The sequence below is a fragment of the Phormidium sp. CCY1219 genome (genome assembly GCF_035615515.1).
Classification (GTDB): Bacteria; Cyanobacteriota; Cyanobacteriia; order Cyanobacteriales; family Laspinemataceae; genus CCY1219.
Genome location: NZ_JAJENT010000354.1, coordinates 22886 through 38752, shown reverse-complemented (window position 1 = coordinate 38752; position 15867 = coordinate 22886). Strand labels below are relative to the sequence as shown.

The 15867-nt window shown below is 50.1% G+C and carries 15 protein-coding genes; 4 read left to right on the top strand and 11 right to left on the bottom strand.

The window, feature by feature from the left end; genetic code table 11:
• Window positions 1-156: 156 nt before the first annotated feature.
• On the top strand, window positions 157-303 hold the full coding sequence (locus LKK83_RS06540) for a hypothetical protein (protein ID WP_324630161.1): 147 nt from the start codon (window positions 157-159) through the stop codon (window positions 301-303).
• Window positions 304-331: 28 nt separating this feature from the next.
• Here LKK83_RS06540 and rimK read toward each other — a convergent pair whose 3' ends face one another.
• The 3 genes from rimK to LKK83_RS06525 all read right to left on the bottom strand — a co-directional run bounded on the left by rimK (window position 332) and on the right by LKK83_RS06525 (window position 2922).
• On the bottom strand, window positions 332-1237 hold the full coding sequence (gene rimK / locus LKK83_RS06535) for a 30S ribosomal protein S6--L-glutamate ligase (RefSeq protein WP_324630160.1): 906 nt from the start codon (window positions 1235-1237) through the stop codon (window positions 332-334).
• 47 nt (window positions 1238-1284) lie between these two features.
• Window positions 1285-1725, bottom strand: coding sequence for an ATP-dependent zinc protease family protein (locus LKK83_RS06530; RefSeq protein ID WP_324630159.1), 441 nt, complete (start codon window positions 1723-1725; stop codon window positions 1285-1287).
• 342 nt (window positions 1726-2067) lie between these two features.
• Window positions 2068-2922, bottom strand: a complete 855-nt coding sequence (locus LKK83_RS06525; RefSeq protein ID WP_324630157.1) for a pentapeptide repeat-containing protein — start codon at window positions 2920-2922, stop codon at window positions 2068-2070.
• Window positions 2923-3351: 429 nt separating this feature from the next.
• On the opposite strand from LKK83_RS06525, the gene LKK83_RS06520 reads away from it, so the two are divergent.
• Window positions 3352-3546, top strand: a complete 195-nt coding sequence (locus tag LKK83_RS06520) for a hypothetical protein (RefSeq protein ID WP_324630156.1) — start codon at window positions 3352-3354, stop codon at window positions 3544-3546.
• 323 nt (window positions 3547-3869) lie between these two features.
• Here the strand turns inward: LKK83_RS06520 and LKK83_RS06515 are convergent, their stop codons facing one another.
• On the bottom strand, window positions 3870-5075 hold the full coding sequence (locus LKK83_RS06515; RefSeq protein ID WP_324630155.1) for a Coenzyme F420 hydrogenase/dehydrogenase, beta subunit C-terminal domain: 1206 nt from the start codon (window positions 5073-5075) through the stop codon (window positions 3870-3872).
• Between the two features lie 382 nt (window positions 5076-5457).
• Entirely contained in the window at window positions 5458-6654 is a 1197-nt protein-coding gene (locus tag LKK83_RS06510) for a tetratricopeptide repeat protein (RefSeq protein ID WP_324630154.1), read from the bottom strand.
• Between the two features lie 385 nt (window positions 6655-7039).
• Here LKK83_RS06510 and LKK83_RS06505 point away from each other — a divergent pair, with 385 nt between their 5' ends.
• On the top strand, window positions 7040-7891 hold the full coding sequence (locus tag LKK83_RS06505) for a DUF3598 family protein (RefSeq protein WP_324630153.1): 852 nt from the start codon (window positions 7040-7042) through the stop codon (window positions 7889-7891).
• A 40-nt stretch (window positions 7892-7931) separates the two neighbouring features.
• Here the strand turns inward: LKK83_RS06505 and aat are convergent, their stop codons facing one another.
• A complete protein-coding gene (aat, locus tag LKK83_RS06500) occupies window positions 7932-8510 on the bottom strand; it encodes a leucyl/phenylalanyl-tRNA--protein transferase (RefSeq protein WP_324630152.1) in 579 nt (192 codons plus the stop codon).
• 354 nt (window positions 8511-8864) lie between these two features.
• Here aat and LKK83_RS06495 point away from each other — a divergent pair, with 354 nt between their 5' ends.
• On the top strand, window positions 8865-9197 hold the full coding sequence (locus LKK83_RS06495) for a hypothetical protein (protein ID WP_324630151.1): 333 nt from the start codon (window positions 8865-8867) through the stop codon (window positions 9195-9197).
• A 75-nt stretch (window positions 9198-9272) separates the two neighbouring features.
• Here LKK83_RS06495 and rpsN read toward each other — a convergent pair whose 3' ends face one another.
• The 5 genes from rpsN to LKK83_RS06470 all read right to left on the bottom strand — a co-directional run bounded on the left by rpsN (window position 9273) and on the right by LKK83_RS06470 (window position 15646).
• Complete coding sequence (gene rpsN / locus LKK83_RS06490) at window positions 9273-9575, bottom strand: 30S ribosomal protein S14 (protein WP_324630150.1); 303 nt, start codon at window positions 9573-9575, stop codon at window positions 9273-9275.
• 266 nt (window positions 9576-9841) lie between these two features.
• Window positions 9842-10528, bottom strand: a complete 687-nt coding sequence (nth, locus tag LKK83_RS06485; protein ID WP_324630149.1) for an endonuclease III — start codon at window positions 10526-10528, stop codon at window positions 9842-9844.
• Between the two features lie 221 nt (window positions 10529-10749).
• Window positions 10750-11838: an RIP metalloprotease RseP gene (rseP, locus tag LKK83_RS06480; protein WP_324630148.1), complete on the bottom strand. Its 1089-nt coding sequence runs from the start codon at window positions 11836-11838 to the stop codon at window positions 10750-10752.
• Between the two features lie 156 nt (window positions 11839-11994).
• Window positions 11995-13275 carry a serine--tRNA ligase gene (gene serS / locus LKK83_RS06475; protein WP_324630147.1) on the bottom strand — a complete coding sequence of 427 codons (1281 nt, stop codon included), beginning with the start codon at window positions 13273-13275 and terminating at the stop codon, window positions 11995-11997.
• A gap of 184 nt (window positions 13276-13459) precedes the next feature.
• On the bottom strand, window positions 13460-15646 hold the full coding sequence (locus LKK83_RS06470) for a CBS domain-containing protein (protein ID WP_324630146.1): 2187 nt from the start codon (window positions 15644-15646) through the stop codon (window positions 13460-13462).
• Window positions 15647-15867: the final 221 nt, after the last annotated feature.

The window sequence follows — 15867 nt, the reverse complement described above, 5'->3', positions numbered from 1 at the left end:
ACAAAAAAAAGGGGAATCGGGTAAGATGAAACTATAGGTGCAGGCAGGGCATAAATGCAATGCGTAAATTGCTTAACAGCCCTGCCTGACCCTGCAAGCTTCACCAACCATCATACCACACGATCGCCATTCTGTGCTACCTGAGCCGGAAAATCATTGGAAATTTTGCGAAGCACAATTGCCATTCCGTGGTCTTTATGCAACAGTGACGATTTGCCGGGAGAGTGCCCCCTTTACCACCTTATGGGCGATCGCGATCGTGGCGGTGGGGACAACCCATTATCCGGCGCGACGATCGCCTAAAATCCCCAACGAATCGAGTCAAAAGAGATTAATATTGAATGCGATCGCGGGTTTTGCCCTTTGCCGCATTTTTATCCACAAAATCGATAATTTTGCCGGCTACATCCACATTCGTTGCTGCTTCAATGCCCTCCAAACCCGGAGAAGAATTCACTTCCATCACCACCGGACCGTGATTCGATCGCAAAATATCCACCCCAGCCACTTTCAATCCCATTGTTTTTGCTGCCCTGACAGCAGTAGAACGTTCCTCCGGCGTTAACTTGATTTTCTGTGCCGTACCGCCGCGATGCAGATTCGAGCGAAACTCTCCTGGTGCACCCTGGCGTTTCATCGACGCCACCACCTTTTCACCCACCACAAAACAGCGAATATCCGCGCCATCGGCTTCTTTAATAAATTCCTGCACCAAAATATTGGCATCCAAACCGCGAAATGCTTCGATCACCGAAGTTGCAGCTTGCTCGGTTTCTGCCAGAACCACGCCGATTCCTTGGGTGCCTTCTAGCAGTTTGATCACCAAAGGAGTGCCTCCGACAATATGAATCAATCCGTCAATATCTTTGGTGGAATTGGCAAATCCCGTGACCGGCAAACCAATTCCTTCTCGCGCCAACAATTGCAGACAGCGCAGCTTATCGCGCGATCGCGAAATCGCCTGAGATTCATTTGCCGAGAATACGCCCATGATTTCAAATTGTCGCACCACAGCGGTGCCATAAAAGGTTTTAGACGCCGCAATTCTCGGAATCACCGCATCGAAATCTTCTAATTGCTTCCCCTGATATACAACCGTGGGGCGATGGGAGGTAATATTCATGTAACAGCGCAGGTAATCAATCACTTTCATCTGATGACCGCGCTGTTCCCCGGCTTCCTTCAACCGTCGGGTGGAATACAGTGAAGGTTTCTGGGATAAAATGGCGATTTTCATAATTCGGGATACTCCTGTTTTGTGTTGATATTACCAGCGATGCGGAGTTATTGATGAGTGTGTAAAAACGAGTGACCTGGATCGACGAGAAAGCGCCGACGCACTGCCTGACGACCCAGCAACATTCGGAATCCCATGACATCCCGATTGGTTAAAGTTAGTTCAATGGGCCATCGGTTTCCGTCGAGTTCCACCGGGGTGAGAATCGCCAATCTCAATTCAGCATGACCTCCAGAATTGCGAACTTCTCTGCGATCTAACAGTTGAGCAACGGCGGTCACGGTTTTTAGGGTATCGCGCTGATAGGGATGAACTTTGAAGCGAACCATCGATTTTCCTGAATGGGAAAAGGTTTCGATATCAAAAGCGTGAATGGCGGATGAACGCGCACCCGTGTCGATTTTAGCTTTAATTTTTTCAATCCCGAGTTCGGGAAGCGAGATCCACTCTCGCCAGCCGATCGCGGGCAATTGTTGCTTGTGTTTCATCAGACTCTCTATCCCGAGGGAACGCACCACGAAGGACAACTTGTGACACTATTGTTTAGGATAAAAGCGCACAGGACTTTTGTTGCGGGGAATCTTGTCTTTTTTCCTGAAGGTTAATGCTTGAGATTCAGCGGAAAATGGAGAGGACGTTCCCGTGGCATCAATCGCGATCGCTGCGTTTTAGGATTTAGTGTATCGCCATCCTTGGATTTTGCACACAGCAGTGCGTTTATCCGATTGGGGGGGAAGGATTGAAGCGTAGGGGCGATCGCGCAAATCCGCGACTCGTCATCACATGCGCGATCGCATCCCCTGATTCTATCCACCTACGCTCTGGATGAATCATTCACAACTCATCCCCTCTGGCACGATCGCTTCGTCTAACTCGCTCTGACACAGTTTTGCTTCTTCCACTTTCGCGCCGGTCAGATTCGCCTGATTCAAACAGGCTCCCTCAAACGTCGCATTGCCCAGATTGGCTTGGCGCAGATTTACCCAATTCACTTCCGCTTCATTCAGATTTGCGTCGCGCAGATCGGCTCCATCGAGAATTGCGCCATTGAGTTTCGCCTGTCCTAACTGGGCGGTGGTCAGTGTCGCCCCACTTAAATTGGCTCCATACAGTTTGGCTTCAGACAGGTTGGTATCGATCAGGTTGGCTCCTCTCAAATCCGCTCCACTAAAATTAACATTGCTCAAATCCAATCCAATTAAGGACGCACCCACTAAATTCGCTTCCTGAAACGTAACGCCATCAATGTTAGCGCCGCTCAAATTCGATCCTTGTAAGTTAACGCCGTTGAGGCTGAGTCCGCTCAAATTGGCGTTGCTCAAGTTCGCTTCTTGCAGTTCGACGCGATCGAAAGTCACTTCGTTGAGATTAGCACCGCTTAAATTAGCTTGTTTTAAGTTCGTATCAATTAAATCCGCGCGCGTTAAGTCCGCTTCACTCATATTCGACTCTCGCAAGTCGGTTTTTCGCAAATCTGCCCCTCGCAATTTCACCCGCGCCAGGTTCGCTCCTTTCAGAATCGAGCCGGTGAAAATTGCCGAACACAGTTTGCTGTCGCTGAAGTTCGCACCACTGAGATCCACGTCACGGATGGTGAGCCATGAGCTTTTCACCCCAGATAAATCTAGGTTGCGAAAGTTCCTTTCTCCTTCTTTATATCGTTTCTGAAATTCTGCTATTTTCATCGCATCTGTCTCCTGCTATAGATACATTTATTGTAAGATATTTTCTGCACGGAGGAATCCTCCCACAGATTAATTTTTACTTTTTCATAACAATTTTGGGTACAGAAATAACTTTATTTTATAAAGAGGCGAATCGTCATTGGTAAGCCTTAGGGCTTAATTTATAATATTTATTTTTTCAATTGGTATTTGTTATTTTTCGGTTTTTATTTCACACTACAGCTCCATCATTTTCTGTAAAAGCACCCTAATAAAGCGTTTTATTTGGGACAATTGCTGTGTGTGCATTCTCGATAGCAAGTGAGTGTTACTGCAAAAGGTGGCTAGCAATATAAGCTATCAAGCGTGCAAATCCACTGCGTTTTCTGTGATTTGAGCCGGTTTGCATTTTGCTTGGGGTTTTAAATTGTCCGCACTAGAGTTAGCTTAATGGGTTTATCTACCCCAAATCTATTGCCTTTGTCGCTTACAGCAGCCCTGTGGGATGTTGCCCTTTTTTCCGAGGCGATCGAACCCACGGCTTGGCAATGGTTGTCTACCCCACTTTTGGGGCAGTATCCTGACGAAGGTACCGCGATCGCTGGGGTGCAGTTCTTGGTTTGCTGCCCCAGGGAGGGAGGCTAAATGCACAAACTTGGTTTTTTGTCAATGCCTCTGGGTGGTATTTGAGGTCAGGTTTTGTTAATTCTCTCCCCATAGGTGGATGGCGAATTAAAGCACGGGATTAAAATCATGCCTGTGTAAACCCAGGGCGCTTGACTGGGAGGAATCCTTTTTGCGCCGATTCCTCCGGATTAGAGATTAAGGGCGAACCAGAGGCGTGATGGAACTCCTTGCATGAGGCGGGGGGCGATCGCTGGGGGTGAAAGATCCCCTGGCGTTCTCGATGGATTCAAAAAAGCCAGGGGAAGCGATCGCGGCGATCGAATTGAACCCCCCATCTAGGGCTAAACTTCGGGCAATTTATATTGACTGACGATGCGTTTGGCAAATTCCGGGACATGCGCTTCTAGCTTTTCCGGATGATGCCGCTTCACGTAGAGATAATTGCGCGTAAAGTGAGAATCAATGGAAAAGCGGGCATATTCCAACCCTTTCGGGCCAATTTTTTCGATCGCCACTCCCATCAGTTTCGCCGCCCACATTGGCAGGGTGACGCCTTTTTCATAAGCGGGAATGCTCTGTTGCACCGCTTGATGGCGATCGCCGCGCGACATCACCGGCTCAGTATCTAGCTTGTCCATTACCAAATCGAGCATTTCTTGCCCGGTATCGTTGCGAACCACGATCCACTGCCACCCAAAAGGCGCACCCATGTAACCGACTACTAAATCGGCGAGGGAATTGACGTAATCGAAGCAACTCAGACAAGAGGGCGCAAACACATCTTTTAGTTTTTTGGTATTCAGTCCAAAAAAGGGCACCTTTTCCACCGAACCATCTTCGTGCTTGAAATGCACCTTAAAATCTTGCATGAATTCGTAATGCACCACCGTATCGGGAGACTTGCTGGTGGTTTCCAGGAATTTCTGCAATCCGGCGCGGGTGACGTTATCCACGCAAGGGGTGCCGAGTACGTAGAGTTTTTCTAACCCGAGTTTGTCTTGCACCGATCGCAACGCTTGGATCTGACAACCCACCCCGATCGCCAGCAGGCGCTTCATCCCCGAGTGCTCGATTTGTTCGAGTACCGACAGATTTGGCGACAGGGTGGGTTTGTTCACCCGCGCCGCCAGCACTTCTTCTGGGGTGCGCGCCACGATCGGCATAGGTTGAAATCGGTCTTCTTTCGTGTTTTGCACGCAGACGACTCCTTCCACAATGCCGCGTTCGAGCATTTCGCAGGCGATCGTACTCACGATTCCGGTCCATTGCGCCCCGGGAATCGGCTGTTTTTTGCGCGCCGCCATCATGTTTTGATGCACGCCAAAGTACAAATCGTCTTCGGAATCTAGATTTCGACTTCCCCCATGTGCCTGTTGTTCGAGTTCGGCAATTTGTTGATTCAGAAAGGCACAGGCTTCTTTGACATAATGGATGTAATAGGTATCGCAAAGCCCACACTCGCTGCAGAGTTCTTTGGCAGGGCGAGGACTAGAGGATTTTAGCGCTTTGGCTTTTTTGTGCTTGGGAATTGAATGTGCTGAGGTCATGGAAAGCTTCGTTTTCGATCGCGCAGATGACTTATAACACCATATCGTATTGAATTTTAGATTTTCGATTTTCTTCGCAAACCGATTTTTTCTACAATTGGCAATTGGCAATCGAGTACGAGCGGCATCCAGGACCCATTTGGATATTGCGATCGCGAGGCGAAGGGATTCAAATCTGAACCCATTGTTGGCCAAACTTTGAGCAGAAGCGTTCTCATCTCGACCTCCCGCCATTGAAAAGGCTTGGACATGGCAGAGGGTGGTACAATATCACCCTTTGCACTACCCTCGAAAACAGATAAGGTGCGTTATGACTCACGTCTAACGCACCCGCGCTTTAAATGTGCTGTTTACCCCTGCCGCTTGTCCCTTGGGGGTGGAATTACGATCGCATCAATTGGTCGAACTCTTCGGTTTCGCGAAGTTGATTAAAATCAGATTCATGTTGTGCCATTTCCCTGATTTCCGGATTGAGATTAATGGCTTGTTTGAGATTATCAATCACCAGATCGAGATCCTCTTTAAAAGCATAACAGCGAGCCTTGCCGTACCAGGCATCGGCTTTGTCGGAATTCACTCGTATTGCCTTATTATACGCCGCGATCGCCTCATCATATCGGTCTAATTTTGTAAACGCAACCCCTTGACCTAAAAACGCTTCATAGCATTCCGGATTAATCTCGGTTGCCTTTTCGTAAATTTCGATAGATTCCTCGTATTTTCCTTCCCGAAAAAGCTCATTTCCTTGCTTGACATAAATGCCAAAAATCTCGTTAAATGGCTCCTCCATTTTATCCTGCATTTGCATGGAATCTTCCAGGGTCGAGCGAGCTTCAGCAATCAAATTCTGAGTCGCCAGGGCCATCGAAATTAGCTCGTTTAACTGCGCCGTACTATCCTTTTTCTCCGGGAGTGTGGGTGGCATCCCATCAGCGGCATCGCTTTTCACCAAACCACCGCCGGTTTGTGGGGGAACGGATGGGGGGACTTCCTTGCCCAGTTGCGCTTTCACCTCCTGCATCACTTGGTTCGCCACGCTCTTGCGGAACAGCCAAATCACCAGGGCGGCACCTACCGGAAACACCACCAGGGCAATCAATAACACGCTCAGGCGGCTAAAGGCGCGATCCACTTCCGATTGAATCTGCTGTTGAACCAACGGATCGATAGGAACTGGTTCTGCCTCTCCAATTGGCTGCACCACTTCCGAGTCTGCGGCTTCTTCTACCGACTCCACCGACACCGGTTCGTCAGGGGTGGCTTCCGGAGAGGGTTCCGCCGTCGGCGCGGGGGAGGGAGTGACATTATCCGCCGCCGGTGCATCCGGGGAGGGTGCATCCGGGGAGGGGGAAGCAGTGGGAGGAACGAGGGGTCTGGGGGCGGGTGGGGGTGTGGGTTCTTGGGCGGTTGCGGTCCCGACGGAGAGCAGCAAGGTTGCCAACATCAGAGTAGAGCGCCAGCCGATTCTCGCGCACAGCGCGGTGAGCGACACTGGCGCGATCGCCGTTTTACCGGCACCGATGGGGACTAGCTCCCTGCGAGGCACTCGCGCGTTCCCGACTCGATTCGTGCTTGTCATGGAAATCTCACCTACGGATAAATCAACGACTTCACCACTTTGGCTTTAGTCTAGACGATTTTCAACCCTTATCAGTTGTTAATTTTCATCGATCGCGATTCAAAAGCGAGTAAATTGAAAACCATTAACCTTCTGGACAATCCCACCCTCCCTTGAATTTTTGATTGGCGAAAAAAAATATTATATCATTTCTGTGCCACCCAATCAAAAGCCAAAAAAAATATCGTGGCATCCAATCGGTTTTGCGGCGATCGCCCGGACTTCCATCGCCATCCCTTCACCTCCCCCCAGGGGACGCAACCCTGCCCAAAAAATTCCCCTTTATACACTACAATAAAACCCTGGTTGCTTGACACCGATGCAGGGAAAAAGGAGCGCGTCACCAATGGCTACTCAATGGGAAAATTTTCTGAACAATCTCGGGCATTGGCAAGGCTCGTTTACCCAGCTTTCCCCCACCGGAGAGCAAATGGAAGATAGACCGAGTTTGTTAATTTTGTCAGGCTTAGACAACGATCGCCGAGCGCGTCTGACCCTGCGTCGCTTTGCACCCGGTGCCAATCCCACCACAGATGCGCCGCAAGATGAAATGGTGCGCGAATATCAGTCTTTTGGCCGAGATGTGCGGTTTTTCGAGAATGGGGCATTTTCCCAAGGGTCGATCCAGCGATCGCCCTTTTCCACCTTTGGCGCAGAATTCGGCTTTGTCAGTGGCGATCGCCGAATGCGACTGGTGCTGCTGTTCGCACCGGAAGGTCATCCCGACAGATTCACCTTAATCCGCGAATGGCGCGCGGGATCCAATGCAGGGGAAAACCCGCCCCTAACCCTGGACTCCCTGCTGGGAACCTGGGAGGGGGAAGCTTGCACCCTTTATCCCGATTGGCGCAACCCAGAGTTTTTTCCCACCACCTTGCACCTACAGCAACGCGATCGCGACACCATCGAGCAACAGATAACCTTCGGTAACGGTCCGGATGCCGGCGCGATCGCCTCCCAGGGCAAACTTTCGGGAAACAGCCTGGAATTCCACCAAGGTTCCCAACCCACCCGCGTCTTGCTGCTTCCCGATGGCGCTTCCGCCACCTTCCCCCTCACCGCCAAACTCCGGGAACCTTTCTTTCTCGAAGCCGGCTGGTTAATTGCACCCAACCATCGCCAGCGCTTAATTCGGCGCTACAGCGATAAAGGAGACTGGATGAGCCTCACCCTGGTGACAGAGCGCAAAGTGGGTTAGGGGCGAAAGCAAGGGGGTAGGCTGGAGGTGCTGACCGGGGTTAGAGTAAAGAACAAGGGCGAGCCAACGCTTTTTGCAGCAAGATTTTATAGTCTCGTTCTCGGATAGTGTAGGCCCCGAAGCGTTCTAGATGGGGGTTATTCATTTGGGCGTCAAACAGGATAAACCCGCGATCGCGCAGTCTTTCCACCAGCAGAACCATTGCCACTTTCGACCCTTCGGGGATGCGGAAAAACATCGATTCGCCGATAAAAGCACCGCCGATCGCGATGCCGAGAATGCCGCCTGCGAGGGTATCGCCTTGCCAGGTTTCAAAACTATAGGCCCAACCGGTTTGGTAAAGCTCCCAGTAAATTTTTTTTAACGTCGGGGAAATCCAGGTGGTTTTGCGATCGGCGCAACCTTCCACCACCCCGACAAAATCGCGGTTCACCGCTACCTGAAATCGGTTTTGATTCAGCACGCGCCGCAGGGATTTCGGGTAGCGAAAGCGATCGTCGAGGGGAATCAGCGCCCGCTGGCGACTGGAATACCAACCGAGACTATCGTCTCCGTCATTGGCCATTAAAAAATAGCCTTTCGCATATCCTTGAATAATTGAAGGAATATCAAATTCCATGAATCACAGAGGCAAAATGAAGTGAAGCGGAAAGGGTCAGGGGGGGAAAGGAATCAGGCACTGTCCCTGGTGCGGGAGGGGTTCATTGCCGATCGCGCCTAACTTTGAGGGGCGATCGGCAATGATATAACCCCATTCCTATGGCAAACACCCTTAAAATGGGGAGTATTGCCGAGAGTCTCTTTGCCTGCGCTTGAGCGCGCGAAACCCCCCGTGCCAGGTTAAGGCATTGTCTGTTTCGCCTAACTCGGGCAAAGTCTGGGTGACTCCTTCAAATAAAATATCCCACTAAACCCGGCTAGGAAACTGGCAAGGGCATAAGATCTGAAACTATTACAGGAAATTTCTTTGGCGATGAGTGAACCTATCAAACCGATCGTTTTGCCCCCGGCGGAGAATGCTTTGCAAGAGGGTCAATGGTTGAAAAAATCCTTGCACGATTGGCTCGATCGCGAATTTATCCCAGAGCCAGTCAACGCCCATATTGCCGAAAGAGCGGCTCAAATCTTCGTGCGACAACGCATGGAAGGGGAAAATGACTTAGGCTCTCTGGTGATTGCCATCGTCACCGAAATGCAGTCATTTGACTTTTCTAAGAGCTTCTATGGCGAATTCGCGATCGCCAATGCTGTCAGCGATCTGCTGCTCGACAGCTTGGGAATCGACCGCTGCTGCGGCGGCGCTTAGTTTCCCTACCCACGGATTTTAGATTTGGGGGTTCAACCCCCCGATCTATCTAAAATCCAAAATCGACCATCTTTTTTACCAGCTCGATTTTACGACACCGGGTAACAGCCCTTTGTGCGCCATATCCCGCAGCGCATTGCGACACAAACCGAAATCGCGATAGTATCCTCTCGGACGTCCGGTCAACCAGCAACGGTTGGTCAGGCGATTGCGGGCGCTGTTGCGGGGCAGTTGTTGCAATTTGCGGTGGATCTCCAGTTTTTCCTCGGGATCCGTGGCCGCATCAAACTGTTCTTTTAATTCTTGGCGCTTGGCGGCGTACTTATCAACCAGCTTTTGGCGCTTCTTTTCGCGCTCGATCATGCTTTTCTTTGCCATGTGGGAGTTTTATCTCTAAAAAAAGACAGCATCTTCCATTCTAGCGGATATTAGGGGATGAATGTAGCCGTGCGATCGGTTAATCTCCCAAAAATTCCCGGCAATTTTTGCCGATCGCTACCATCCGGCTGATTTTTTTCCGCTATTTTTTCCCCAATGGTTGACAAAACTGCGACTGTGTGGTACTTAAAAAAGCCTTTTATCCGAGTGGAAAGGAGGCGATCGCCTTTTGTGTGGGAAACATCCGCCGCCACTGAATCGAGGCCCTAGTTTTGTTCGGCGGCGATCGCATTTTCTACCGGAATCTGCGCCGCCGGACATAAATCGCTCAATTCGCAGCGATCGCAAGCGGGTTTTTTCGCCGTACATACCGCCCGCCCGTGATAAATCAATCGAATCGACCAATTTTCCCAATCTTGTTGCGGTAACAGTCGGATTAAATCCCGCTCGATTTTCACCGGATCGGTGTTTTCGGTCAACCCCAATCGTTGCGACAGTCGCTTGACGTGGGTATCCACCGTCACCCCTTGATTGATACCATAGGCATTCGCCAACACCACATTAGCCGTTTTTCTCGCCACTCCCGGTAATTCCAACAGCAATTCCATCCGTTTGGGTACCTGACCTTTGTGTTTTTCTACGATCGCCCGACAGGCCCGTTGGATGTTTTTGGCTTTATTGCGATAAAATCCCGTAGAGCGAATTAATTCTTCTAAGGTTTCAATATCCGCCGCCGCGATCGCCGCCGCATCGGGAAAGCGCCGAAATAATTCTGGCGTCACTTTATTCACGCGATCGTCCGTACATTGCGCCGAAAGAATCGTCGCCACCAATAGCTGCACTGGCGTCTCGTAATTCAGGGTACATTTTGCCTCGGGATACAGTCGCTTTAAGCGAATCAACAATTCGAGCGATCGCTGCTTCGTCACCGCCCATTTCCGGGTAATGTTCATAATTGGTCATTGGTCATTTGTCATTGGTCATTGGTCATTTTGCCTAGTGGTTTCTAGGCTCTGCCTGGGAACGCAAGAAAGGTGGCTTTGCCTCTTCTAGCAAGTATGCAAGATGATTCGCCACCGTGCTAAAAAAACAGAAAAGAATTAAGAATTAAGAAGTGCATCAATCAACTCTCAATTCTCAATTCTTCTGTTTTTACACCCCGTTTAATTCGCGATTATTCAAACAATTGTTGTACCCAATCGAGTTGAGCGGTATCGCGAATAATCAGGAAAATGCCGAGACCCAACAATAACATCAAGCCGGTTTGCATGACGCCATCTTGGATGTGGGTGGGCAAAGGTTTGCCGCGCACGCCTTCGATGAGCAAAAAGGCCAACTGACCGCCATCTAAAGCGGGTAAAGGCAAAATATTGATAATGGCCAAGTTGATACTAATTAAAGCGGCGAACTGGAACAAATTAGCGGCATCCGACTTAGCGATATCGGCACCGATCGCCACGATCGCCACCGGGCCGGAGACTTTATCGGCGGTTTCGCTAAAGTTGCGAATTAACTGTCCGAAGCCTTGGGCGGTTAACAAGGCGATGCGTTGGAACTCAGAAGCTCCGGAGGTAAAGGCGTCGGGAATGCTATCGGCGCGATCGCGAATCACATTGCCATTGGGTGCGAGTTGGACGCCAATAATCCCTTTGCCATCTTCAGCGCGTTGGGGGGTGATATCCAGGGAAATTTCTTCGCCATCGCGCTCAACCAGCAAATCGAGTTGTTGGTTGGGATGGCTTTGAATCACCTTCATCAGGCGTTTCACCGCTTGGCGAGAATCCCCCAATGCCTCACCTGAGGCTGCCAGAATCACATCCTCGGACTTGATGCCGGCGCGATAAGCTGCCGTATCCTCGGACATCACCTGGGCCACCAACACCCCGGGTTCGTAGTTAAATTCCTGAACGCCTACAGTTGCCACTTGCCCGACGAGAAGCACATAGGCAAAAATCAGATTTGCAATCACCCCGGCGCTAATCACGATCGCCCGATCCAGGATAGGGCGGTTGCGTAGCAAATTCGGGTCTTCGGGAGGAATATCGCTGTCGGGGTCGTCATCGGGGAACCCGACAAATCCGCCCAAGGGAAAACCTCTAAGCGCATATTCGGTTGAGGGGCCTTGATATTTCCACAAAATCGGTCCGAATCCAATCGAGAAGCGATTGACATGGATGCCCTGCAAGCGAGCTGCCATGAAATGGCCGAGTTCGTGAACGAAGATCAAAACCCCCAGAACCGCGATCGCTGCCAATACTGACATGAAAAACCCCAGTGAAACTCCGTGCTTAAGTTTAGCTGACTGCTTCGAGCCAGTTTTTAACCTATTTTTATTTATCTTAAGCTCAAGCCGCCTCGGTTGTCTCCGATTCCCAGCAGGCGAGGGAATTATTTACCACAAATCCTCCCCTTTGTCAAGTTACAACACTTTTTTCCCCAGATAAGGTTGCAACACCTCGGGAATGCGAACCGTACCATCGGCTTGTTGATAATTTTCCAAAATCGCCGCCATCGTGCGCCCGATCGCCAACCCAGACCCATTCAAGGTATGCAAATATTGCGTCCCCTTCTTACCCGGTTCTTTAAACCGAATATTGGCCCGTCTGGCTTGAAACTCCCCAAAATTCGAGCAACTGGAAATCTCCCGATACCGCCCCGACGAGGGCAGCCACACCTCTAAGTCATAGCACTTCTGCGCCGAGAAACCCAAGTCGCCGCTACACAGTTCGATGGTTCGATATGGCAGCTTTAAGGCTTGCAAAATCGCTTCTGCATCTCTCACCAGGGATTCATGTTCCGACTCGGAGCGATCGGGATGGACGAATTTTACCAATTCAACTTTATTGAATTGATGCAATCGAATCAATCCGCGCTGATCCGTGCCATAGGCTCCCGCTTCCCGGCGAAAACAAGGGGTATAGGCGCAATAGTAAATCGGCAACTCATCTGTAGAGAGGATTTCATCCCGGTACAAATTCGTCACCGGTACCTCCGCCGTGGGGGTCAGCCACAGGTCATCGTCGCGACATTTGAAGCTCTCTTCGGCAAATTTCGGCAGTTGCCCGGTGCCGCGCAGGGATTCGCTACTAATCAAAATCGGCGGCATCACTTCCAGATAACCGGCTTCGATTTGCTTGTCGAGCATGAAGCTGATTAAGGCCCGTTCTAAGGCTGCACCGGCACCCACCAGACTGACAAACCGACTGCGCGCCACTTTCACCGCGCGTTCGGTATCGATAATTCCCATTTGTTCGCCAATTTCCCAATGGGGGCGAATATCCGGATTTTTCGGCAGGTATTCGTCCCCCCAGCGACGCACTTCTACGTTGTCGTCTTCGCTTTTACCCTCGGGAGTGGAGATGCTGGGTAAGTTGGGTAGGGCGAAGAGTAATTCGTCGAGTTGCGCTTTGAGTTGTTTTTCTTTGGGTTCGAGGTCACTGAGTTGGGTTTTGAGTTGGTTCCCTTCTTCTTTCAGTGCCAGAATATCGGGGTCTTGCGGTTTGCTTCCCGATTTCATTTTTTGCCCGATCGCTTTGCCGATTTCGTTACTCCGCGCCTGCATCTGCGATCGCTCGGTTTCTAATTCCCGCTGCTGGCGATCGAGATCCAATATCGGCTGCAATTCGTAACCTTCGCCGCGCTTCTTGAGGCGCTGCTGGACTTCTTCTGGGTTTTTCCGGATTTGCTTGATATCTAGCACGGACTTTTCCTAACTGGTTCGCGAGTTCGTCTTAGTCACTTTACCAAGATAGGCTATATCGCGCCCCTACCGCTAGCCTCGTCAGAAAAAGCACCGGACGGCTAGAAATTCCCCCTTGGCAAGTCGGCGATCGCATGGCGCTAATCGAGATAAATTTTTAAGTCTCATTTTTTAGGTTCAACTTTTAATTCTTCCGGTTCTTTCTTTTAGATTTAAACTGAGAAGAAGAGAATAAAGATTGGTTGTGCTGCGATTGCTGCACGGGAATTTCGATAATAAACTCGCAACCTCGGGATGGAGCGCTAATGCATTCCAATCGACCGCCATGTTTTTCTACAATAATTTGATAAGAAATAGATAATCCCAATCCCGTGCCCGACCCTACGGGTTTCGTGGTAAAAAAGGGTTCAAATATGCGGCGGCGCAAGGTTTCGCTCATCCCCGGACCGTTATCGGCGATGCGAATAACAATGCGATCGCTTCCCAGGCGATCGGTGGAAATGCGAATGGTTTTTTGTCCTTGGTCATGGGTCATTTGTGGTTTGTCATTTGAACCGATTACCGATTCTAAAGCATCGATCGCGTTGCTAAGAATATTCATAAACACTTGATTGAGCGGACCGACATAGCAATCCACCCGGGGCAAGTCGCCATATTCTTTAATAATGTCAATTTCTGACGTTCCCGAGACTTCTTTCAGACGATGCTGAAGAATCAGCAGGGTACTATCCAATCCCTCGTGAATATCCACGCGCTTCATTTGCGCTTCATCCAGGCGGGAAAAATTGCGTAAAGACAGAACAATATTGCGAATGCGTTCGGCTCCAACTTGCATGGAAGCGAGCAGTTTGGGCAAGTCGCTGACGAGAAATTCTAGGTCTCGGTCTTCGATGAAGTCTTGAATGTCCGGGACGGGTTCGGGATAATGTTCCTCGTAAAGGTCTATCAATTCAAGTAAATCTTTAATATATTGATTGGCATGAGAAAGGTTGCCATAGATAAAGTTAACTGGGTTATTAATTTCATGGGCAACCCCGGCGACAAGTTGACCGAGACCGGACATTTTTTCGGCTTGAATGAGCTGGAATTGGGTTTGTTGCAGTTCGGCGATCGCCGCTTCGAGTTCCCGGGCTTGTTGGCGCAGTTGGGATTCGGATTCTCGCAAAGCAGCTTCCACGCGCTGACGCTCTTGAATATCGCGTTTGAGCTGTTCGTTAGTGGCTTTCAAAGCTGCAGTGCGTTCTTCCACCAGTTCTTGTAAATTATCGTGGGCGGCTTGTAGTGCGGTTTCGGCTTTTTTGCGCTCTTCGATTTCATGGCGCAATTGTTGGTTTGCTTGTTCCAATTCTTGGGTGCGGTCTTCTACCACCTGCTGCAATCCTTCAATTAAGCCGTACATTTCTGTCGGACCTAATGCATGTAATAAGCTAGTTTGGGAAACAATGCCCAGGAGTTCTCCCGAAGTGCCCGATACCACCAGCCGTCGCACGTGTAGCCGCTGCATTTCTTGGTGGGCGAACCACAAGGAATCCTCTGGACTGAGGCAAAATAACGGGGCGCTCATTACATCTTTGGCTTGCAATTTTGCCATTTCCAGTTGCAGGGCTTGAAATTGGACGATATCGCGTTCGGTGACGATTCCCACGGGAATTGTGGGGTTTGATGTGGCAGAATTTTCGCGATCGCCCTGCTGACAAATCACCACACAGCTCACCCGTTCCCTGGCCATAATTTGGGCTAAATCTAACACCCGGGCTGTCTCGGGGGCGTGAACGACCTGGGACGCCATCACGTCTTTCACATAGCGCAATTTGGTAAACAAATTCACCGGTTGCAAGGCTTGTCGGATGCTTTCCGGGGTGACAATTCCCAATAACTCACCTTCCTGGTTAAATAGGGGGAGATGGCGAATTCTATGTTGGCGAAATAAAGACAGAGCGGTAAAAATATCTTCCGAATTGGTTTGGGTCAAACTGGTGACGGGAAAGGTCATTACCTCTCCAACTTTTACCTGTTTGAGGTCGATTTCCTCCGCCGTCATCCGCACGATATCTCGTTCGGTGAAAATTCCGATATTGCGCGGGGAAATCTCTGTAGGAACCGCAGATGGTTGACCGGTTTCGCAAAGGGTCTGTAGTTGCTCGGATACCGGGGTTGCACCTTCGAGAATCAGGAGGCAACTTGCTCGCACTGAGGGGGCGGTTTTGGGGTCGGTGGTGGAATTGGAAACGGGCAACGGGCAGCTACTTCGCAGTTGACTCATCAGGGTGAGGATGTCTTCGAGGGAGGTGTCTGGAGGAACGATCGGCGGGTAGCGATCGATGGCATATTCTAGGGCTGCAGAATAAAGAAAGGTATGGTTGACTGGCATAGTAATGAGTTTCCGGTGGGCAAAATAGGGATAACGTTCAGCTTAGGGTTGACTCTGAGTTTTGGGAAAAGTGTTGTTTAAAGGGTTTTTAGCTGACTTCATACATTACTGTAGAAAAATTTGGGAATTTCCGAAAGGAACGTTTAAAATTTTCTCGCCAAATTCTCTTGGTTTGGGGTAAGGCGAGGAGGGGCGATCGCGGCTGGTATGGTGCGCTTGAG